This window comes from Kitasatospora sp. NPDC034035 (genome assembly GCF_055575755.1).
Map to the genome: position 1 here is coordinate 20,882 of NZ_JBVISA010000035.1, position 18,918 is coordinate 39,799.

Genomic DNA, 18,918 nt, shown 5'->3' on the forward strand with positions numbered 1-18,918 from the left:
AGAGCAGCGCACCGCTGCTCCTGGCCGCCGAGCGCCGCGACGCCGCCAGTTCCGGCCGATGCCGTCACGGTGGCTGGCCCGGTAACCGCCCGCCGCAGCCGCTGAACCACCGATCGATTCCTGGAAGGTCTTCGTGTTCGACACCAACTCCCCTGCAGACCGCCGCCGTTCGCTTCTGCTGGCCGGAGCGCCGGTCGTCCGGCGGGGCGGCCAGTGGTGGCTGATCACCGACACCGGCTCGATCCTGGCCACCGACCCTGTCTTCACCGGTGAGCTTGACCGCTTCGCCACCGCGATGGCCGCCGCCGACCGCGAGGTCGCCCGGCTGCGGGACGACCAGGGAGCCGCCCCGAAGAAGCGGAAGGGGAAGCGGTGATGGACGCGCTGTTCAAGGGCGAGCAAGCCCTTCTCGGCGCGGTCCTGCTCGACCCGGCCCAGTTCGACACGCTGGCCTGGCTGACGCCCGCCGACTTCTACCGCCCGGCCCACCGCGCCCTGTTCACCGCGATGCGGACCCTGAGCACCGAGCGGCGACCCGTCCGGGAAGCTGACGGCACGGTGCCGCTGTCGTGGGTGACCGACACCCTCGCCGAGGCCGGCCGCGAGGTGCGCGGGCTGAGCGCCTCGTACGCGCACACCCTGATCGCCGCGTGCCCGCGCCCGCAAAACGCCCCGGTGTACGGCCGGATGGTCCTCGAAGGATCCATCCACCGCACGGTGCTGGAGCACGCCGTCCGCCTGGAGCACGTCGCCCGGATCAACGCCGAAGCACAAGAGGTCGAGGGTGTCCTGCACCACGCCGACGTCCTCACCGGTGTGCTCGGCGACCTCGCCCGGCGCTGGAGCGCCGAGCCCCGGCCCATCCCGCCGCCCGCAACGGGCCCGACCGCTCCTCCCTCGCCGGTCGGGCCAGAGGAGGCCGAGGACGAGCGGTTCCTCCTGGCCGTCCTCGTCAGCCAGCCGGCGGCGATGGCCGAGGTCTACGACTGGCTGCGGCCCGGTGACTTCGCCGACGCCGGCCACGGCCAGGTCTACCGCTGCCTCGGCGCCCTCCACCACCGGGGCGAGCCGATCGACGAGGTGACCGCCCTGTGGGAGGTCCAGCGACGCGGCCTGCTGGCCGATGGCACGATCTCGCGCGAACAGCTCGACGCGCTCTTCGGCGGACCGGGGGCGGGTTCGGCCGAATGGCTGGGCGACCAGGTCATCCGCTCCTCCGTCGTCCGCACCGCCGCCGGAGCCGCTGCCGCGATCAAAGCACTCGCTGAGGGCTCGGCCATGGCGCCCGGCCGCCTCATCGGCCAGGCGCTGCACGCCCTCGGCCCGCTCGACGAGGTACGCGCCCGCTGGCACACGGCCAACCAACTCCTCTCCCCCGCAGCAGGGAAGGCCGCCCCGGCAGGGCGCTCGGACCCTGAGGCCCGGGTACGCGCGGCACTCTCCCGAAGCCCCCAGCCACCGCCCGCCCCAAGGACCGCCCCGCCCGTCGCCGCAACGGCCCAGCGAACCCCCGCCCGCTCGCGCTGAACCGATCCCCCGTCCCCTCCACCACGGGAGCCCAGCCACTATGGACTTCACCCTCGCCCGGTGCGAATGTGAGCAGCTCCACGCGCGCGCCGACCAGTTCGCCGACGCCGCCCGGCACCTGACCCACCTGAACCCGACCAGCCGCCTGTCCGCCCCCGAAGCGGCCTCCGACGTCCTGGCCGCCCTCGCGAGCCCGCAGCGGTACGTCCTCTCCTGCGCCGGCGACGTCAACGAAACCGCCGCCCTGGAACCCGACCAGGCCCGCGTCCACCACCGCGCCGTACTCAGCGACGCCCTGCTCGCGCCCGCAATCGCACGTACACGCCCTTTCACAGAACCTTCCAGGGGTACGACTGGGGATCCGGTCCGACGCCGCGATCAGTCCGCTCCGGGGAGCTGCCCCACCGCCTGGGCGCTGACCGTAGCCGTGACTTTCGCCCCGGGATAGCGGCCCTCTAGCTCCTTGACCAGGCTCTGCACCCGGCGGGGGGTCTCCCCCGGGCTGACGCCCCGCAGCACGGGAAGTGGCGGCGATTCCTTGCCATTGGACCAGGACCCCTCGATGACCAAGTCCGGGCCGATCATCCGGGATCCTCGTTCCCGGGCCTCTTGGGCTGCCCAGTCCGGCGGCGCCGTTCTCGACACCCTCAAGGTCAGGACGTGGCCAGCGTACTGTCCCTCTCGGACCGGCTCGGGAACCGCTGGCCTTGCGCGGCGCGGCTCCAGTGGGTGTCCGCGGCCGATCGGCCACAACCTAGGAGCGTGGAGCTCGCTGTCATAGGGCTGGAGGTACGGCCTGCCGGTTTCTGGGTTGATGGTCTTACGGGCCTGCTCGATCCAGCGCTCGAATTTGCGGGAGGGCTGCGCGCGCTCACCCTCGGCTTCCACCAGAGGGAGGTCATAGACCTCCGAGATGGCGCGCTTCGGCGAGAGGCCAAGCTTGAGCGCGTAGTTGTACATCGTGGCGATGGTGGCGGCCCGCAACTGCACGCCGTCCATCTTCTTCTTGTGCGGCGTGGGAAGGGCCAGGGAGACCACCCAAATCGAGCTGCGGGGGAGTTCCCTGGCTGCCTCAGCTGCCTTTCTTATGCGCCGGACCAGTTCGGGGTCGTCGGTCGGTCGCCGGGCGTTGCTCCGGGTTCGAGGGGGCGAGGCGTCCCGGACTGTGCGCGAGCTCCAGGTCGACCAGTCGATGTCGACCTCGATCACCCAGCCCGGCCACCCGTAGAGATTCCGCAGGGTGACGCCAGTCTCGGTGAGGTCCATCTCGATCTCACCGGACCCCATCCCGAATGCCATACAGCCACTATCTCGCAAGCCGGCATTCGGCACGTCGCGGTCGTCCGGAGAAACATCCCCGATTTTGTCGGGCAGGATCGCCCGGCGATCGCAACGATGCTCGTGCCATGACGAACTTCAGCTCTACCCAGACGCCTTCCGCCCTGCCCCAGCAGACCTACCCGGCTCCCACAGGCCCGGCTGCCGCGGCCCTGCTCCCTCTCCTGATCCTGCTCTTCGTCCTCGTCATCCTCATCGTCGGAGCCGGTCTGCTCTACGTGACGCTCGCGCACCCCTGGCTCGCGACCCCGCTCACAGTCGCGGTCGCCGGCGTGACGGTCGTCGTCACGATCGCGGGAGTGATCGCCGCCTTCCTCGCCGTCTCCAAAAGGTAGACAGCGCGACGCACACCGCCAGGGCAGGATCGACGTCACCTGAAAGAGAGTGATGGTCCTGATCTGCCAGTCTCACGACGGCGGCACAAGTGCCAGCTTTGTGCCATCGAGCCCGAGACTGTGCCACGGAACCCGAGGCCCTACAGGTAAGGAACTGCGGCAGCCAGCACCCGGCGAAGCGCAAGAGCGGCGGCCACGGGCCGAACCTGGTCGACGAGGTGGACTGGCTGCTGCCGACGCCGAAGGCGAGCGACGGAACGAAGGGGTCGCCGAACAAGCAGCACGGGAACGGCGACCTGGCCCTGCCGTCCGCGGCGGCGTCCCTACTGCCGCCCCGAGGGCAAGCGAAGCCGGCACCCCGGGTCGGTGGCCGGGCAAAGGCTGGCGTCCGCCGCTGTCAGCAGTGGTGCTTCCGCTCTGGTCGCCCCCCGACGCCCCCGGGTGGTGCCAAAATGCCCCGCCCTCGCCCGCTGAGAGATGCTCACCCGGCCCGCGCCACCCCCGGACGCGGGCGACCGGCTTCGCGCGGAGGCCGTGGAGTGGGTGCAAGCTGGAGCCGGGCTGGGTGACTGCCACGCCGGGCCCCGGCCGGCCCGCCCAGCACACCCCCCTCGGCAACGGCCTCAGCCCCCAAGAAGCCGCCAGGGCACTGGAGCTGGCTCCACTCTTCGCGCGCTGCCCGCGCTGCCGCACCGGATGACGGGCTTCTACCTCGTTCTCCCGGCCGTACCAAATCCCGGAATCGGCGGACTCTTCTCCCCGCAGCCGCATCGACCCCAAGGGGCTGTCATGCCTGCGCATGCCCTGGTCCGGCGCGCCCGCGCGCCGCCGGCCCGTACGACCGAAGGACTTCCTCCTTGAGCACCACCACCGACCGCGGCCCAGCCCAGGACAGCGGATATCGCGCTGTCCTGGGTGCGCCGCACGTCACCCGCCTGCTGGGCGGCACCCTGATCGGCCGCCTGCCCACCGGCATGGCGCCGATCGCGATCCTGCTGCTGGTGCGCGCCGAGCACGGCCCGCTCGCCCTGGCCGGGCTGCTCGGCGCCCTGTACGGCCTCGCCTCCGCGCTCGGGCAGCCGCTGCTCGGGCGCTTGGTCGACCGCCACGGCCAGGCCCAGGTCCTCCTCCCCGCCACGCTCGTCGCCACTGCGGCGTTCCTGGCGCTGCCGTGCACCGGCCCGGCGCGTCACCCAATATTCGCCGCGCTCACCGTGCTGGCGGCGGGGCTTTCGACGCCGCCGCTGGAGGCCGGCCTTCGCGCCCTGTGGCCGCATCTTCTGCCTGACGCCGGGCGCCAGCGCACCGCCCTCGCCCTGGACTCCTCCAGCCAGGGCCTAGTCTTCGTCGCAGGTCCCCTGCTGGCCACCGGCTTCGCGGCCGGCGCCGGAGCGGTGAGCGCGCTGGTGGCGACCGCGGCGCTCGGCATGCTGGGCACCGGCCTGGTCGTCACCGCCCGCCCCTCCCGTACCTGGCTGCCTGCGGAGTTCGTCGAGGCCATGCACTGGGCAGGTCCGCTACGGATTCCGGGCCTTCGGGTGCTGTTCGCCGCGCTGATCGGCGCCGGTGTCGCGCTCGGCGCCGTCAACGTCCTGGCCCTGTCGGCCGCTGAGCGCCACCATGCCGGGTGGCTGGCCGGGGTGATGCCGGCCGCGCTGTCGCTGGGCAGCATGCTCGGCGGTCTCGCCTACGGCCGACACGCCTGGCCCGGCACCCCCACCCGGCACCTGGTCGCCGCCTCCATCGGCTTTGCCGCCGGATGGCTGCCGCTGCTGCCCGACCCCGCGCCCGCCGTCGCCGTCCTGGGCGCCGTCCTGCCCGGCACCTTCCTCGCGCCGCTGCTGACCGCCGCTTTCCTCACCGTCGACCGCCTCGCCCCGTACGGCGAGAGCACGGAGGCGTTCGCCTGGCTGATCGCCTGCATCGGCGTCGGCCAGGCCGCCGGCACCGCCCTCGTCTCCCTCGCCGCCACCGCCGGGCCGCTGCTTGTCGCCGCCGTCCCGCTCGCCGGGGCCGCCTTCGCGCTGTGGCTACTGCACCGCTTCAACGACCACCTCTCCGCCTGACCCTCCACGCCCCCAAAGGACACCGCCGTGAACACCCCCTTCTTCGACGCCGCAACCCCCTCCACCCGCATGCACGTGGTGTGGGACTGGAACGGGACGGTCAAGGACGACCTCGACGACCACGTCGACGCGCTGAACGCGACCCTGCCCGCCCTCGGCGGCGAGCCGGTCGACCGCGAAACGTACCGGGCCAAGCACACCGTGCCGATCCCGAACTTCTACGCCCGCCTGCTCGGCCGCACGATCACCGAGCAGGAGTGGGTCTCCAGCGACAACGCCTTCCTGGAGCACCTGCGTTCCCAGCCGGTGCGCGTGCGCGAGGGCGCCGTCGAGCTGATGGCCGCCCTGCGCGAGGCCGGGCACACCCAGTCGCTGCTGTCGCTGTGCCCGCACGACACCCTGCTGCGCGAGGTCCAGGAGGCCGGCATCGGGCACTTCTTCACCCGGTTCGAGGGCCGCACCGGGCCCTCCGGCGGCACCAAGGCCGCCCCGCTCGCCGCCCACCTCGAAGCCCTCGGCCTCACCGGCCAGGCGCACCGGGTGCTGCTGGTCGGTGACGCCGTCGACGACGCCGAGGCCGCCCACGCTTGCGGCGCGTACGCGGTGCTGCACACCGGCGGCCTGCACCACCCCGCCAAGCTCGCCGCTGCCGGCCACCCGCTCACTGACACCCTCACCGACGCCGTCGCCCTCGGCCTGCGTCTCATCCAGGACCACGGCACCCAACTGGCCTGCGCCTAGCACGAATCGACGGCCGGATTAAACCGCCGATCCTGCGGACCATCTCCCCCGACGAGCGCTTCACCGGAGCCCCGCTGTGACCAGAAGAAGACCCGCCACGCCCGCCCTCCCCGTCCGTACGAACCTCCTGGATGTGCCATGTCCGAGTCCGACCCGATGCCGGGCGCCCCCGAGCCCGAGCCGATCCGCATCCCCGACGAGGACCTCGACGACCTCGTCAGCGCCCTGAACCGCACCATGGCCGAGGTCCGCCAGCACGGCGTCATCCTCGACCGCCTCGGCTCCGAAGCCGACGACGAGACCGGGTCCGGCCCAACCGGGCCGGACCCCGGGGCCGGGGCCGAACCCGCCACCGCTCTTCCTCTGTTCATCCTCGCCATGGGCGGCGCCCAGTACACCGCCGAGCTGGCCGAGCTCTCGGCCTGGGTCACTCACCTCCTGCTGCCCGTCTACGGCCGGGAGATCGGCTCCACCCGCCCCTGGTGCGCGAAGTGGCACGAACACCCGGAGGCCGTCGCCCGCCTCCACGCGCTGTGGCTCGCATGGCAGCAGCTGACCGCCGCCGAGGCCGGCCAGGGCGGCCCCTCGACGTGGCACCGCGACCACCTGGACCACGCCCTGCTCCAGCTCCGTGCCCCGGACGGCCCGTTCGCCGCGTGCACCACCAGCCCGTCCCGGCTGGCCCACCGCGTCCTGACCACGCCCGACCAGCTGGGACTCGCCGCATGAACACCCTCGACTTCCGCCTCGACGGCCTCAAGCCCTCCGACGAGTCCCCCGGTCATGCATACAACTACCCCTGGGAGAAGGACTTTCAGCTCATCTCCCAGCACGACGTGGGCGAGCGCAGCTTCATCATCGCCTTCGACAAGACGGCCACCTGGGACTACCCCAACAAGGCCAACATCGTCTCCTTCGACGCCGACCGCGACAGCAGCCGAGGCATGTTCAGCATGCACCGGAAACGGCACGCCACCTTCGCGTTCGCGCAGAACTGGCTCGTCAACCGCGGCTGCCCGCCGGACGCGCTCGCACCGGTCCTCGGCGGCCCCACCCCAGCCGACGAGCTGTCCGTCCGGGTCGAGGACCGCATCCAGCGCTCGGGCGAGTACCTGGAGGTCGCCGACTACCGGGTCATCGACGGGGCCGAGACCGAGGGCTGGAGCATCGCCGTCGACAGCGAGGCCAAGGAGCTGCCCGTCCGCCTGTTCATCGAGACGCTTCAGCCCGATCAGTGGACCTACACGGTGCGTGAGGGGGCCTTCGCCGACCACGCCGCCGCCGATGAGTGGCTGGAGAAGCGCTCCACCCCGCTGCCCGAGCCGCCCGAGTACCGCCGCGACGCCCTGCGCACTCGCGCCGCCCTCGCCCGCAGCACCACCTCACCGGCCAACGCCGCCGCCGCACTGGCGTCCGCGCCCGCGGCAGCAGCCGTCGCGCAGCCCGATCGGGGGCGGTCGCTGTGAGCCGCGCCAAGTTCGCCTTCTCCGCCCACCCCGACGCCATCGCGGACCTGCACCAGCTCCCGGACGCCATCCGCGACCAGGCCCTGCTGAGTCTGCAGGACCTGGTCCGTGGCGAACGCGTCGCCACTCGCCTGGAGGGCCGGCTGGAGGGCTACCACAAGGTCTACCTCGGCGTCGGAAATGAGTGGGCCAGCCACCGCCTGGTCGTGCAGTTCCGCGACGCGCCCGCCGCCTCCCAGCACCGGCGCGAGGTCCATCTCGTTGCTGCCGGCCCCCGGCTCGACTACCAGGTCTACCGCTCCGCGCAGAACCGCCTGGGCCGTACCGGACTCAACCTGCCGTCCGGCAGCAGCCCGGCCGAGGAAGCCCGCGTCTGCGCCGCCCGCGCCCGGTCCGTACGCCCCGTACCGGTGGCCGCCGGCAGCCCCGCGTACACCACCGCATCCCCTGGCTTCGCCACCGGCGCCGCCACCCGAAGGGCCCGCTCATGACCACCCCCGCCCCCACGCACGCCGATCTCGCCGCGTGGCTCGCCGAAGCCGCCCAGGCCGTCTCCGGCATCGTCACCGCCCGGCACGACACCTCGCCCTCGCGTTCCCATCTCCACCCCGTCCTCGGACCGCTCACCGCCGGGCCGCAGGTGATCACAGCGCTTGCCGACCGGCTGAAGGACCTGCTGGATGCCAGGCTCCCAACCACCCCCGCCACCCTGTTCGCCCTCGCGTCCTACGCCTCCGCCCTGGGCTGGCTGAGCGAGTCGCTTGCCGACCTCACCCTGGCCGTCGACCTCCTGGTCTCCGAAGCCGCCCTGCCGGTCGATGCCACGGCCATCGCCACCGGCGAGGCCGAGCACCTGTCGGGCTACGCCCTGCAGGACCGGCAAGCAATCACGACCCTCGCCGCCGAGGCCGCCCTCCCGCCCGGCCGCTACCTGCAGATCCTGGGCCAGGCCCTGCTCGCCTCTGCGGAGTTCACCGAGGCGTGCACGGAGATCACCGGTGCCCTGACCGAGGACGCCCGCCGTCTCCTCGACGAGTCGGTCAGCGTGGTTCGCCTCGGCGGCGAGGGCCCCGACAGCCTGCCCACCCTGGTCCGCTCCCTCCTCGCGCGGATGGAGACGGCCCGGTGAACCCGCACGACCAGCTCACCCACCCCGGCGCCCACCTCGTCTACGAGCGCCTCGGCGCCCGCAACGCCTGGGAGCTGAACGCCGGCTACCCCGGCTCGGACCCTCTCGGTCGCCTTGCTGTCATGGTCGCCTCCTCGGCCCGCGAGGTCGACCAGCTCCACCAGGAACTCGCAGCCCGCGCCCAGACGGTCATCGAGCGCCTGGAACCGATCGCCCGCGGCGACCACGCCACCATGCGCGGCGTCAACGGCATCATCCAGTCCGCCGGCCTCCAGGTCGAACTGCTCACCGCCCGCCGGGGAGCGGCCTACGAGCAACTCAGCAGCGCGGTCAACGCCTACGGGCGGTGCACCGACGCGGGCCTGCCTACACCGGAGAGCCGGCTTGCTCTCAAGGACGCGACGGCCAGCGTCGCCCCGGTGCCGGCCGCAGCGCCCGATCTGCCCGGCGCGTCGGCCGGATACGACCCCCGCGTCCGGGAGTTCGAGGCCCTGGCGACGATCGACCGCGGTGGTCTATGGCTGTGCAAAAGCGCCGTCTACGGCTACAAGTTCATGTCCGATGGCAGTGGCGAGAGCCCGTCGGTCTGGCCGCAGACCGTCGAGGAGCTGATAGCCGAGGACCTCGTCGTTGCCGACACCAGCTCATCGTCCTACCGGCTGGGCCACCTGCTCTCGCTGACGCCCGCCGGCAAGGCCCTCCTCGACGCCTCGCGCGCCGCCGACCAGCGCGTGTCCGCCGCGCTCTCCCGCAGCGCCACCGGCCCCACCACGCCACCTGCCGCCAGGCCTGCGCCGGCCACCCCCTCCGTATCCGCCCAACCGACCCGCTCCCGCTGACCAGGAACCACCGCCATGTCCCAGACCCGCGCCGCCATGTCTTCCCAGTCGACCTCCATGAACATCTCCGACGCGCAGCGCGCCGAGGCTGTCCTTCGCCGTCTCGCCCCGAGGTGGACCACCCATGTCGTCCACACCATCGCCAAGTGGGGCCCGGAGATGCGCGTTTCCGACGTCACCCCGCATTTTCCGTCGATCTCCCAGTCGTACGTCAGCAAGCGCCTGGCCGCGATGTCCGAGGCCGGCCTGGTCGCCCGCGACGGCGAGTTCGACCGTCTGGCGCCCTACCGGCTCTCGCCCGCTGCCCGCACGCTGGGCCCGGTCTACCGCGCGCTCGCCCAGTGGTCCATCGACCATGTCGACCACCCCGCGCAGGGCCGGTACGACCGGATCGAGGACGCCCTGCACCGCCTGCAACTGGCGGACACCACCGAGACCGTCCGCCTGCTCTCCGAGCACGGAAGCCTGCGTCCTCCCCACCTCGCCGAACGCCTCGGCGCGTCCGAGCAGTCCGCCGCCGCCAGGCTGAGCCGCATGCACGCGGACGGCCTCGTCGCCCGCGCCGGCAACGGGGTGCACGGCGCCCCCTACATCCTCACCGACGCCGGACAGGCGCTCGGCCCCGTCTACACCGCCCTCCAGCAGTGGGACCAACGGCACACGACCACCGTGGCCCCGGCAGTGCCGGCCGCCACGCGTACCCTGGCCTCCCCCGCGCAGTCCGTGCGCACCGCTGCGGCACTGCGCCGCAGCCCGGCCCCCTCCGCACCGTTCAGCCACGCCTCGGTGCCGCACCGCGCATCCCCTCCGCCTCAACCGCAGCCTCCCACCCCGCGCGGGGGCGGTGACCACCGTGGACTCCCAGCTCAGAGCAGCTCCCCGATCTCAGCGCCCCGGGCCCGCACGCCGCCTCGCCGCCGTTGGCGGTGTGCGGGTCCGCTCCCCGCCGCGTTCAGGAGCCCCCGTTGTCCTCCGCCGCCCCTCTGCTTGTTCGTCCGCTGCATCTCGCCGGCCCCGGTGACCACCGCCTCGTCACCGGCCTGCTGGCCGCAGCTCCCGGCTGGAGCCGCGCCCGCGCCTCGGACGGAAGTGTCCGCTTCACCAGCCCCTGCCGCACCGCCACCATCACCTGCTCCGGCCCACCCGACCGCTCGTGGGCCTGGACCGTCCACGGCTACCCCGCACCCGACTCAAAGCCGCTGTGGCGTGCGGCGTTCGACCCCGGCACGCCCGCCGAGATCACCGCCGCCTTCACCGCCGTCCTCGTCGACGGCTTGCGCAGCGGGCACCGCGACTACCTGCGCGGCGGGCCGCACCACCTGCCCGGCACGCCCGCCTCCGTCCTCGCCGACCGCGGCTGGCAGCCCGCCCCAGGACCGAAGGGCTTCCACGACCAGGTCGCGCCGGACACCACCGCCCGATACCGGCACCGCGTCGGCCACCAGCCGACCGACGCGGAGGTCGCCGGCCTGGCCCCGCCGTCGTGGACCATGCTCGCGGGCGACCCGCAACACCCCTCCTGGCGTGCGGACTTCACCATCGGCGTGCCGTTCTACCCGCTCCTACGCGCCGCCCTCGCCTTCAGCTCCCCCGAGCCCGTCGAGCGGCCCCTCCGCGGCATCCCGGCCCGCCACCTGCCCCATGTCACCGCCCGCCGCGCCCCGCACCCGGCCCGCCGTCCGAACGCCAGCCCGCCGCAGGGCCCCACCGCCCCAGCTGCTGCCGTGCCGGCGCCCGGCGGAGCGCGTCGGCGCTGACCGCCCGAAGGAACCCCTCATGCCGTACACCCCCGAGAAGCCCCGCGAGTACCGCGTCCAGCCGCGCTACCTCGCGGGGTCGGAGGCCGACGCCACCGATGCCATCACCCCGCTACTCAGGGCCGGGTGGGCTGCCAGCAACGACGAGCTGGGCAACGCCTACGTCACCGCACCGGACCTGACGGCCCGCCTGGCGTTCCTGCCCGAGGGCCAGGACTCGACGCTCTGGAAGATCAGCGCCGGTCCGGAGGCGACCGTCCCCAGGTGGCTGGTCACCTTCGACGACCGGGTACCCAACGAGATCGTCCAGGACTTCACCACCGCCCTCGCCGACGCCTACACCCAAGGCCCCGACGCCTACCTCGGCCCCGGCAAGCCCGCCCCGCGCCGGGTGGCCGGACGGTGGGCGGAGCCCATCGTCGTCCAGAGCCCCGACCAGCTCGTCATGCGCGCGACGCGCCCCGGCTTCCTGCCGCACGCCGAGGAGATGGACGACACCAGCGCACGGTGGCTCTTCGAATCGGGACCGCCCGAGCGCCGCTGGTACGCCACAGCCTCCTCACACGTGCCCGCACCCCTGCTGGAAACACTCACCGCCGCCGCCTTCGACCCGTCCCCGGTACACCGGTACCTGCGGCGCGCGGAGGTCGCGCGCCTGCCCGCGGGCGCCGTCGCGACGCCCACGGCGCCGAGCCCGCTGGAGGTCGCGCGCGTCCGGGCCGCCACCTCCCGCTCCATCACCGCGACGCGCGCCCCGGCCGCCGCGCTCGCCTACACCACCTCGACCCGGCCGCCGGCGCCCCCTCAGGTCACCCTCGCCGGCCCCGCCCGCTGACCACCCCACCAACGTCTCGGAGGACACCGTGTCCGACGCCACCGCCCTCGACCACGCGGACGCCATGATCGAGCAAGCCTGGAAGCGGCCGATCGCCGAACTCGAGAAGGCCGCGCCCCGCCTGCCCGTCGAGGACGCGATGCTGCGCGCGGCCATGCACCACCGCTCCCACCTCGTCGTCGTGTCCAACTCCATTGCCGTGCACCAGGATCGGCTGCACGCCCTCACCCGGCCCGGCCACGTCCCCGCCTTCTACGACCTCGACCGGATCACCGCCTCGGCGAGCGCCCTGCGCACGGCCTACGCCGAGAGCAACACGGCCGTCCAGATGATCCGCCACGTCATCGACGCCCGCGAACTCGCGCTCACCGCCGAGGGCAGTCCCAACGCCCAGCGCGCGCGGGCCGCCACCGCCCGCAGCTCGCGGGCACCCCACCCTCTCGGGCTTCCCGCCGACCAGCCCGCCCCGCCTTCGGCTGCCGCCGCGGCCCAGCCGGTGGCGAACCGGCGCTAGCCGCAGGTCAGTTCGCCTCCGGTTCGTGGTGGGCACCCGGGTCAGTGGCGCCCACCACGCGGGCCAGCTCCTCCACGGTCAGCTCCACCCGCCGGCCATCCGCCAGCCGCGCCTCCACCGCTTCCTCCTGCCGCCGCTCGGCGCGGCTCGTCGTGGCGACGGCCCACTGGCCCTCGCCGATCGCCGTGACGTCGCCCAACGTCCACGCCCGCCCCGCGCTGCGGATTTTGCGCTCCAGCGCCGCCATGTCCCGGCCTCTGCCCGCCGCCATCGCCTTCATCCCCCTCGTGATCCCGTACGGCGTAGCGCCGTAACCCTGCTTCAGCACCCGGGCACCCCGATCCATTCTCGCCCGGTTCGCCCACGGCAGAGGGCCGTTCCCGGTAAACGACTACGAACTTCGGGACGCCGCATGTCAACGTACTCGTGTCGCTGAAACCGCAGGTCAACGAAGGGACCGGCCCCCGTGAACACCCCCAGCAGCCTCCTGCCCGCCCCCGTCCGCCCGTCCGCCGAAGAGCGCTCCTGGCTCGTGTCCGACCACAGCGCGACGCCGGTCCTCGCCCTGCTCTCCGGCCTCGGCTGGCCGATGGTCGACACCCCCGAGGCCAACGTGCACTGCACCAGCCCGGACGGGCTCGTGTACGTCGGTTGGCTGCCCGAGGACCCCGGCGCCTGGAAACGCGGCATCCTCTGGCGCATCCAGGTCCAGCCCATCGGCGCCGCCCCGTGGACCCAGGAGTTCGGCGTCCACACCCCCTCCGAGGCCGTCGCAGGCTTCCTCGCCGCGCTCATCGCCACCCCCGCCCACTGACCCGGCCAACTACCGCTCCCGGAGGACTCGTTGCCCACACCCCGCCTCGACCACCGCATCGCCCACGGCACCGCGCGCGACGCACTCGGCCGCGCCCTGGCCGACCCGCACATCGCGTGCGCGGACGGCTTCCGCCTCTCGGTGCTCGCACCCGACGCCGCCGACGTGTTCCTGCTGCCCGCCGCCACGCTGGACGTCGGCTTCCCCACCCGCCGCCCCGAACCGTGGGCCCACGGGCGCGAGCACCTCGACCCCGGCGCGGACGAGGACGACCCCACCGAATCCGTTTACCTGCACGTCCCCGTCGCCCTGGTGCGGGACCTGATCGAGGCCCACGGCGGCGAAGCCCCGCCCATACCGCGCCAGCGCGCCTGACCGGCCGGCACCGCCACCGACTCCGGCAAAGAAAGCAGCCCTGACGATCATCACCGTCCTCACCCGCGTCCCCGGCCCGGTCATCTCCGCGCTCGGCCTGACCAACGCCTTCTTCGTCCCGCCTGTCTCCAGCACGTTCGCCCTCAGCCTCGGCTTCGCCGTGAGCGGCCTGCTGCTCACCCTCGACGATGTCCACGAGAGCGACCTGCGCCGGGATGCCCGCGTCCTCGCCTAGCTCGCCAAGTCCCCCGGCGGCACCCGGGTGCGCCGGATCGGCACCGCCCTGGGCCTGCGCGACCGCACCGTCGCCAGGTCCCTCGGCCGCCTGGCCGACGACGGCCTGGTCCTTCTCGGCCCCGAGGACGGGCCGCTGCCGCAGCGCTCCTGCCGCCTCGCTGACTGAACCACCACCGGCTGGCCCGGCCCGCGCCGGGGCAGCCGCCCACCACGAGGGGCAGTGCCATGACCACCCACCACGTCGTCTTCCACCCGCTCATCGTCACCTCCGCCACCGCCCACCGCGCCGCCCGCCTCCTCCTAGGCAGCCCTGCCCTTCGGATCGTCCGCGCCGACGAGGTCCGCCCCGGCGACCTGATCGTCTCCGCCTTCACCACCCACGCCCCCGGGCGCCTGCGCCGCACCGACTACTTCGCCTGCGGCCCCTACCCGGCCGACCCCGGCCCGTACGACCCGACCTGCGGATGCGGCGTCTGCGGCCTGCCCGAGGTCGAAGGCCCGCACGGCACCGTGGTCCTCACCCGGGACTTCCCCTGGGAGTGCTGCGACCCGTGGCCCGCCGACGAACCCGTCCTCGTCCGTCCCCGACGCCGCCTTCCCGACCCGACGATCCCATCCGCCGAGAGGACCTGAGTGGCTGTGTTGTGCGAGAGGTTCCTCCCCAATCTCCCGTGACCACCGCCCGTCCCTCCACCGCCCCTACACCGCCCGGAGACCGCTGTGCCCCAGTACCTGACCGTCGCCCACCTGATCGCCCAGCTCCAGACCGTCGACCCGAACCTGCGCGTCCGCCTCGCCGTGAACCCGGACTGGGCCTTCGCCCACTACATCGGCACGGACGTCGTCGTCCACGACGGCATCGCCTACCTCGCCGAGGACGGCCAGGACAGCTACCTGCCCGCCGCCGTCCGCGACGAACTCGCCTGGGCCTGAACCACCAACCGCCCCGAGGAGACCCGCATCCCCACCACCCATCGTCTCGCCCTCCCACAGCCGCTCGACCGGTTCGCGCTGCACCCCGTGCCGCCGTGGGCGAGCGGAGCGCTCGTCCGCCGCGTCCCCACCGACCCCGGCCAGCCAATCCAGGTCCTCTGGATCCCGAACACGGTGCCCAGACTCCCCTTCGGCCGCATCCTGCTGCGATGGGAGAAGGCCTCCGAGGCCGGCTGGGACGTCACCGCCCGCCTCGGCCTCGCCACCACCGACGTCCACCTCGCCACCTGGCCCGCCGCCCCCGACGACTGGCCCCGCCTGGTGCGTCCCACCCTCCACGAGGTCACGGGCCTGTGCTCCGCCCTCGCCGTCGCCACCGCCGCGCTCAACCTCGCCAACCACCTCGCCGATTCCTGAGCACCACCGCACAAGGCCGCCCCGCACCAACCGGACCGGGGCGGCCTCGCCGTACGCCCACCCGAGCGGCGGCGCGTACGCTCGTCACCGAAGCACCGAGGAAGGACAACGCATGGCCGACGACCAGCAGCTCTGGGGCTACGCCGAGGTCGCCGCGCACCTGGGCATCAGCGTCGGCGCCGCCCGCAACCGCCGAAACCGCGGCACCCTTCCCGCCCCCGACGACACCAGCGTCCCCGACCGCCCCCGTTGGAAGCCGTCCACCCTCCAGTGCTGGAAGCCTATCGGCCAGGGCCACCGCAGCGACCTGCGTACCAGCCCGGCCACCGACACCAGCAGCTGACGAAGTCCGCCGTGCCCACCTCCTCCAATGCCCTCGCCCTGTTCCCCGGCTGCGACTTCCGCGGCACGATGCCGGCACGCCCGTGACCAGGCCAGCCCCAGGAAGGACTGCCCGCCGATGACCGATCGCCCGATCCGCCGCCCCGGCGCGCTCATCCCCTGCTGCGCCCTCGCCATCCTGGGCGCCGCCACCGCCGTCCCGGCCGCCCTGGCCGACGCCTACGCGGTGTGCGCCATCGGCTTGTTCGCCCTCGCTGGCGGCGCGCTCGGCGCCTACCGCACGATGCGCGCGGCCGACGAGCGGACCGACCGCGCCGTCCTCGAACACCTTCAGCAGGCCCCCGGCCTCGCACCCGAGACGCTGGCCGACAGCCTCGGCCTGCGCCCGGCCGCCGTCCGGCTCAGCCTCCACCGGCTGACCGTCTCCGGCCGACTCCCCTCACCAGCACCTCCTCCGGCCCCGGAGCGCTGACCAAGCGCAAGGGACCGCCGCCCGACGCCGGTGGCGGTCGCTTCGCGTTTCCTGCCTACTCCAGGTACAGCCCGGCAAACATGCCGTCGAACCCCAGGGCGATTCGGGCCTCGGTGAGGCTGCCGTACCGAGTCCAGGTCGGGTCCGCGATCATGGCGTCGAAGTCCCGCCGGGTGATCTCCGGCTCCAGCCACTCCGCCCCGCAGCGACAGCCGATCCAGACGTGCCGGCGGTGGTTGATCAGCAGCCAGTCGCGGCGCGCGCGGCAGCTGGCGCAGGTCACCGGGATGCCGCGCAGCGCCAGTTCAGAGGGGCACTGCGCGAGGCGGACGGTCTCGGGTCCGCTGGGCGGCTGGGTCTCGTACTCCAGTTGTAGGAGCGGGTCGGAGGCGGCCGGGGCCTGGATGGTGATCGGGGTCGGGGCGGTGGTGGTGTGCTCGGTGGTTCTGGTCACGGGCTCTCCGTTCGCGGTGCTCGGGTACTTGCGTAACACCTGGTGGAACCGGGTGTCGAGGGGTTTCGGGGTCAGCGGCGTGGTGCCGGGCGGTGCGGGCCGGCCGGGGGCTGGGGCGGTGCCGGCTGCGCGGGGCGGGCCTGGGCCGGCACGGTCCGGGCACGGGTGCTGGCGGCCGTGCGGACGTGGGGGTGTTCGAGGTGGGCGGGCAGGTCGGCGAGGCGGCGGATGCGCCAGACGAGGACGTCGGTGGTGTTGCGGGCGGTTTCCAGTTCCCGCCGGTCAACGGCCTTCTCCAGGAGGGCCTTGGGGTCGTGGCCGGCCTTCTCGGCTTCCGCGAGGACGGCGGCCAGGGCGTCGTACTCGGGCGCCGGCCCCTTCGGGTTGCCGGTGCTGCCGAGGACGGTGCGGATGGTGGTGTCGTGGCGCAACCGCTCGCCCTTCGGGAGGGCGCGGCCGATCTCGCACATGGTGCGCATGGGGGTGGCTGCGGCCTGCCGGTAGGCGGCGCGCAGGTGGTCGGCGGCCTGGCGGGAGGCGGTGGCCTGCTGGGCGTGGCCCCGGGCGGAGTGCCAGCGGGCGGCGGCCAGGGTGACCAGGACGAGGGTGGACAGGACCATAGCAGTGGCGCCGCCGTCCTCTCCACGCCCAAGTGCGCCACCGGCGTGGACGATTCCGCGGGCGGCCGAGCGCAGGGCGCGGATGTCGGCCTTCTCCGCGCGGACGTGGCTGCGGGTGGCGCGTTCGAAGGCCCGGGCGGCTTCTCGGAGTTCGGCGCGGGTGGCGGCCGGGGAGGTCTGGGCGAGGGCGTCGAGGAGTTCACCCGCGCCGATGAGGTGGGCGGCGGCCTCGTCGTCGTCCTGGTCGAGGACGGCGGCGGCGCGCTCGGCGACACCGGCGGCGTCCCGGCGGCAGTGCGCGGGAGCGGAGCGCCCGGCGCGGGCGGTGTGGTCGTCCGGCGCGGGGGCGCCGGTGGCGGGTGCGGCGGCGAGGCGGCGGCGGATCTTGGGGAGGGAGAGGTCGGGGGCGAGTTTGGATCCGGGGAACCAGATGGGCTCACCACTGGCGTTGCGGTCGCCGGGCAGGGCGACGTTGTAGCCGAGGGCGTCACCGGAGGGCGCGTGGCGCAGCTTGACCCGGAGGCCGGCTTCGCGGAGGCGGGTGAAGAACTCCTCCTCGTTCGCGGCTCCAGCGACGGCCTGGCGGAGGGCTTCGCGAAGGGTCTCGCGTGGGGTCTCGGTGCGGCCGGTGCGCTCGGCCTTGAAGTGCTCCTGGCTGGTGGGGTTCCTGGCGGCGGTGCCGTCGCCGGGGTTGAGCCGGCGCAGGCCGTACTCCTTCTCGATGAGGCGGGCCTCGGCCTGGGCCTTGCGGCGGTCGAAGGAGAGGCCGGCCAGGCGGCCGTCCTGGCGCACGAGGGTGGCGGCGATGTGGATGTGGTCGGGTGCGTGGCGGACGGCGACCCAGCGGCAGGCCGCGGTGTCGCCTTCGGGGGCGATACCGGTGGCCTGGACGATGCGGCGGGCGATGGTGGCCCACTCAGCGTCGTCGAGGTGGCGGTCGCCGGGGGCGGTACGGACGGAGCAGTGCCAGATCCTGGTGGCCGGGGCCTGCTTGCCGAGGGCCTTGACGGGCTGGTCGAGCTGGTTGGCGAGTTTGGCGACCTGGTGCCGTTCGGGGTTGGGGCCCGGGTCTGGGGCAAAGCCGTTCCAACTCGCTACGAGGTGCTGGTCGGTGTGTTCCTCATGCTTGCCAGGGCCGAAGAGGTAGTCGATGAGGGGGAAGGAGCGGTCGGTGCCGGTGCGGATCTTGGGGATCACCGGCGGACCAGCCAGTCGACGGCGTCGTCGACGGCGTCGATGGAGGCTTCGACGCGGGCCAGGACCTGGCGCAGCTCGGCGCCGGGTTGGCCGCCGGCGTTCACGTAGTGGGCGAGCTGGTTGAGGTTGTTGCCGACCGCGCCGAGCTGGCGGTTGGACTCCATGAGTTCTTGAATGCCGCGCCGGTAGTCGGCGACCGCGGCGTTGGGATCAGTGCTTGCGGCAGCGGCCACGGCGGCGGCTGCGGTGTAGCCGCCGGGGGCGAGTTCGGCTCGGGCTGCGGCGCGCTGGAGGAGGGACCACTCGGGGTCGCTGAAGCGGGGGCAGATGCGATTGGTACGCGGCACGCTTTGGCGCAGGCGGCGGCGCGGCGCAACGCGGACGGCGTCGTCGGTCGGCGGGCTCTGCTGCTTCTCCCCCTTCGTCGGCACCCCTGGGCCGACTCCCCGGTCGGTGGCAGGCCCCCCTGGGTCTGCCACCGACCGGGGAGCCTCCGCCCCCTCCGGGGCG

The 18,918-nt window shown here is 73.5% G+C and carries 26 protein-coding genes and 1 pseudogene; 22 read left to right on the top strand and 5 right to left on the bottom strand.

Annotated features, from left to right (window positions below; genetic code table 11):
* The first annotated feature begins 133 nt into the window (after positions 1 to 133).
* Positions 134 to 376 (top strand): hypothetical protein, encoded by a 243-nt coding sequence (locus tag ACZ52J_RS34850; protein ID WP_360268729.1) that lies wholly within the window; start codon positions 134 to 136, stop codon positions 374 to 376.
* A complete protein-coding gene (locus ACZ52J_RS34855; RefSeq protein ID WP_465624532.1) occupies positions 376 to 1,527 on the top strand; it encodes a DnaB-like helicase N-terminal domain-containing protein in 1,152 nt (383 codons plus the stop codon). Before ACZ52J_RS34850 ends, ACZ52J_RS34855 begins: the two co-directional genes overlap by 1 nt.
* Before the next feature lie 378 nt (positions 1,528 to 1,905).
* Here the strand turns inward: ACZ52J_RS34855 and ACZ52J_RS34860 are convergent, their stop codons facing one another.
* Positions 1,906 to 2,826 (bottom strand): hypothetical protein, encoded by a 921-nt coding sequence (locus ACZ52J_RS34860; protein WP_360268723.1) that lies wholly within the window; start codon positions 2,824 to 2,826, stop codon positions 1,906 to 1,908.
* A gap of 107 nt (positions 2,827 to 2,933) precedes the next feature.
* Here ACZ52J_RS34860 and ACZ52J_RS34865 point away from each other — a divergent pair, with 107 nt between their 5' ends.
* The 12 genes and pseudogenes from ACZ52J_RS34865 to ACZ52J_RS34920 all read left to right on the top strand — a co-directional run bounded on the left by ACZ52J_RS34865 (position 2,934) and on the right by ACZ52J_RS34920 (position 12,547).
* Positions 2,934 to 3,200, top strand: a complete 267-nt coding sequence (locus ACZ52J_RS34865) for a hypothetical protein (protein ID WP_465624534.1) — start codon at positions 2,934 to 2,936, stop codon at positions 3,198 to 3,200.
* An 857-nt stretch (positions 3,201 to 4,057) separates the two neighbouring features.
* Positions 4,058 to 5,266, top strand: a complete 1,209-nt coding sequence (locus tag ACZ52J_RS34870; protein WP_465624536.1) for an MFS transporter — start codon at positions 4,058 to 4,060, stop codon at positions 5,264 to 5,266.
* 27 nt (positions 5,267 to 5,293) lie between these two features.
* Positions 5,294 to 6,007 (top strand): HAD family hydrolase, encoded by a 714-nt coding sequence (locus ACZ52J_RS34875; protein ID WP_360268715.1) that lies wholly within the window; start codon positions 5,294 to 5,296, stop codon positions 6,005 to 6,007.
* Between the two features lie 138 nt (positions 6,008 to 6,145).
* A complete protein-coding gene (locus tag ACZ52J_RS34880; protein ID WP_360268712.1) occupies positions 6,146 to 6,736 on the top strand; it encodes a DUF4913 domain-containing protein in 591 nt (196 codons plus the stop codon).
* Positions 6,733 to 7,473 carry a glycosyl hydrolase gene (locus ACZ52J_RS34885; protein WP_465624539.1) on the top strand — a complete coding sequence of 247 codons (741 nt, stop codon included), beginning with the start codon at positions 6,733 to 6,735 and terminating at the stop codon, positions 7,471 to 7,473. Before ACZ52J_RS34880 ends, ACZ52J_RS34885 begins: the two co-directional genes overlap by 4 nt.
* Positions 7,470 to 7,964: a hypothetical protein gene (locus tag ACZ52J_RS34890; protein ID WP_465624541.1), complete on the top strand. Its 495-nt coding sequence runs from the start codon at positions 7,470 to 7,472 to the stop codon at positions 7,962 to 7,964. Before ACZ52J_RS34885 ends, ACZ52J_RS34890 begins: the two co-directional genes overlap by 4 nt.
* A complete protein-coding gene (locus tag ACZ52J_RS34895; RefSeq protein WP_360263864.1) occupies positions 7,961 to 8,602 on the top strand; it encodes a hypothetical protein in 642 nt (213 codons plus the stop codon). Before ACZ52J_RS34890 ends, ACZ52J_RS34895 begins: the two co-directional genes overlap by 4 nt.
* Positions 8,599 to 9,441 (top strand): hypothetical protein, encoded by an 843-nt coding sequence (locus ACZ52J_RS34900; RefSeq protein ID WP_360263861.1) that lies wholly within the window; start codon positions 8,599 to 8,601, stop codon positions 9,439 to 9,441. The genes ACZ52J_RS34895 and ACZ52J_RS34900 overlap by 4 nt, the downstream gene beginning before the upstream one ends.
* Positions 9,442 to 9,600: 159 nt before the next feature.
* Positions 9,601 to 9,744 (top strand): annotated as a pseudogene (locus ACZ52J_RS34905) (hypothetical protein); the annotation flags it as partial.
* 662 nt (positions 9,745 to 10,406) lie between these two features.
* Positions 10,407 to 11,198 carry an SPDY domain-containing protein gene (locus ACZ52J_RS34910; protein WP_360263855.1) on the top strand — a complete coding sequence of 264 codons (792 nt, stop codon included), beginning with the start codon at positions 10,407 to 10,409 and terminating at the stop codon, positions 11,196 to 11,198.
* Between the two features lie 19 nt (positions 11,199 to 11,217).
* A complete protein-coding gene (locus ACZ52J_RS34915) occupies positions 11,218 to 12,033 on the top strand; it encodes an SPDY domain-containing protein (RefSeq protein ID WP_360263852.1) in 816 nt (271 codons plus the stop codon).
* 28 nt (positions 12,034 to 12,061) lie between these two features.
* A complete protein-coding gene (locus ACZ52J_RS34920; protein WP_360263849.1) occupies positions 12,062 to 12,547 on the top strand; it encodes a hypothetical protein in 486 nt (161 codons plus the stop codon).
* A 7-nt stretch (positions 12,548 to 12,554) separates the two neighbouring features.
* On the opposite strand, the gene ACZ52J_RS34925 is transcribed toward ACZ52J_RS34920, so the two are convergent.
* The gene (locus ACZ52J_RS34925) at positions 12,555 to 12,875 is read right to left on the bottom strand and encodes a hypothetical protein (RefSeq protein WP_465624544.1); all 321 of its coding nucleotides are present in this window, start codon (positions 12,873 to 12,875) and stop codon (positions 12,555 to 12,557) included.
* A 138-nt stretch (positions 12,876 to 13,013) separates the two neighbouring features.
* Here ACZ52J_RS34925 and ACZ52J_RS34930 point away from each other — a divergent pair, with 138 nt between their 5' ends.
* From ACZ52J_RS34930 to ACZ52J_RS34965, 8 genes are all read left to right on the top strand, one after another.
* Positions 13,014 to 13,361 carry an SPDY domain-containing protein gene (locus ACZ52J_RS34930; RefSeq protein ID WP_465624546.1) on the top strand — a complete coding sequence of 116 codons (348 nt, stop codon included), beginning with the start codon at positions 13,014 to 13,016 and terminating at the stop codon, positions 13,359 to 13,361.
* A gap of 30 nt (positions 13,362 to 13,391) precedes the next feature.
* Positions 13,392 to 13,736 carry a hypothetical protein gene (locus ACZ52J_RS34935; RefSeq protein ID WP_360263841.1) on the top strand — a complete coding sequence of 115 codons (345 nt, stop codon included), beginning with the start codon at positions 13,392 to 13,394 and terminating at the stop codon, positions 13,734 to 13,736.
* Positions 13,737 to 13,998: 262 nt separating this feature from the next.
* On the top strand, positions 13,999 to 14,139 hold the full coding sequence (locus tag ACZ52J_RS34940) for a hypothetical protein (protein WP_360263838.1): 141 nt from the start codon (positions 13,999 to 14,001) through the stop codon (positions 14,137 to 14,139).
* A gap of 59 nt (positions 14,140 to 14,198) precedes the next feature.
* Positions 14,199 to 14,606 (top strand): hypothetical protein, encoded by a 408-nt coding sequence (locus tag ACZ52J_RS34945; RefSeq protein ID WP_360263836.1) that lies wholly within the window; start codon positions 14,199 to 14,201, stop codon positions 14,604 to 14,606.
* A gap of 87 nt (positions 14,607 to 14,693) precedes the next feature.
* Positions 14,694 to 14,906: a hypothetical protein gene (locus ACZ52J_RS34950; RefSeq protein WP_280683814.1), complete on the top strand. Its 213-nt coding sequence runs from the start codon at positions 14,694 to 14,696 to the stop codon at positions 14,904 to 14,906.
* Between the two features lie 174 nt (positions 14,907 to 15,080).
* Complete coding sequence (locus tag ACZ52J_RS34955; protein WP_360263834.1) at positions 15,081 to 15,323, top strand: esterase; 243 nt, start codon at positions 15,081 to 15,083, stop codon at positions 15,321 to 15,323.
* Positions 15,324 to 15,435: 112 nt separating this feature from the next.
* Positions 15,436 to 15,666 (top strand): MarR family transcriptional regulator, encoded by a 231-nt coding sequence (locus ACZ52J_RS34960; RefSeq protein WP_360263832.1) that lies wholly within the window; start codon positions 15,436 to 15,438, stop codon positions 15,664 to 15,666.
* Positions 15,667 to 15,783: 117 nt separating this feature from the next.
* Positions 15,784 to 16,137 carry a hypothetical protein gene (locus ACZ52J_RS34965; protein WP_360263829.1) on the top strand — a complete coding sequence of 118 codons (354 nt, stop codon included), beginning with the start codon at positions 15,784 to 15,786 and terminating at the stop codon, positions 16,135 to 16,137.
* Between the two features lie 55 nt (positions 16,138 to 16,192).
* Here the strand turns inward: ACZ52J_RS34965 and ACZ52J_RS34970 are convergent, their stop codons facing one another.
* The 3 genes from ACZ52J_RS34970 to ACZ52J_RS34980 form a co-directional block, all read right to left on the bottom strand.
* Positions 16,193 to 16,591 carry a hypothetical protein gene (locus ACZ52J_RS34970; protein ID WP_360263826.1) on the bottom strand — a complete coding sequence of 133 codons (399 nt, stop codon included), beginning with the start codon at positions 16,589 to 16,591 and terminating at the stop codon, positions 16,193 to 16,195.
* A 71-nt stretch (positions 16,592 to 16,662) separates the two neighbouring features.
* Positions 16,663 to 18,408 carry a relaxase/mobilization nuclease domain-containing protein gene (locus tag ACZ52J_RS34975; RefSeq protein ID WP_360263824.1) on the bottom strand — a complete coding sequence of 582 codons (1,746 nt, stop codon included), beginning with the start codon at positions 18,406 to 18,408 and terminating at the stop codon, positions 16,663 to 16,665.
* On the bottom strand, positions 18,405 to 18,839 hold the full coding sequence (locus ACZ52J_RS34980; protein ID WP_360263821.1) for a MobC family plasmid mobilization relaxosome protein: 435 nt from the start codon (positions 18,837 to 18,839) through the stop codon (positions 18,405 to 18,407). Before ACZ52J_RS34980 ends, ACZ52J_RS34975 begins: the two co-directional genes overlap by 4 nt.
* Positions 18,840 to 18,918: the final 79 nt, after the last annotated feature.

Coding starts and splice junctions, on each gene's coding strand:
- ACZ52J_RS34915 (WP_360263852.1), top strand. CDS start 11,218: ATGCCGTACACCCCCGAGAAGCCCCGCGAGTACCGCGTCCAGCCGCGC.
- ACZ52J_RS34865 (WP_465624534.1), top strand. CDS start 2,934: ATGACGAACTTCAGCTCTACCCAGACGCCTTCCGCCCTGCCCCAGCAG.
- ACZ52J_RS34895 (WP_360263864.1), top strand. CDS start 7,961: ATGACCACCCCCGCCCCCACGCACGCCGATCTCGCCGCGTGGCTCGCC.
- ACZ52J_RS34860 (WP_360268723.1), bottom strand. CDS start 2,826: ATGGCATTCGGGATGGGGTCCGGTGAGATCGAGATGGACCTCACCGAG.
- ACZ52J_RS34855 (WP_465624532.1), top strand. CDS start 376: ATGGACGCGCTGTTCAAGGGCGAGCAAGCCCTTCTCGGCGCGGTCCTG.
- ACZ52J_RS34945 (WP_360263836.1), top strand. CDS start 14,199: ATGACCACCCACCACGTCGTCTTCCACCCGCTCATCGTCACCTCCGCC.
- ACZ52J_RS34885 (WP_465624539.1), top strand. CDS start 6,733: ATGAACACCCTCGACTTCCGCCTCGACGGCCTCAAGCCCTCCGACGAG.
- ACZ52J_RS34960 (WP_360263832.1), top strand. CDS start 15,436: ATGGCCGACGACCAGCAGCTCTGGGGCTACGCCGAGGTCGCCGCGCAC.
- ACZ52J_RS34965 (WP_360263829.1), top strand. CDS start 15,784: ATGACCGATCGCCCGATCCGCCGCCCCGGCGCGCTCATCCCCTGCTGC.
- ACZ52J_RS34880 (WP_360268712.1), top strand. CDS start 6,146: ATGTCCGAGTCCGACCCGATGCCGGGCGCCCCCGAGCCCGAGCCGATC.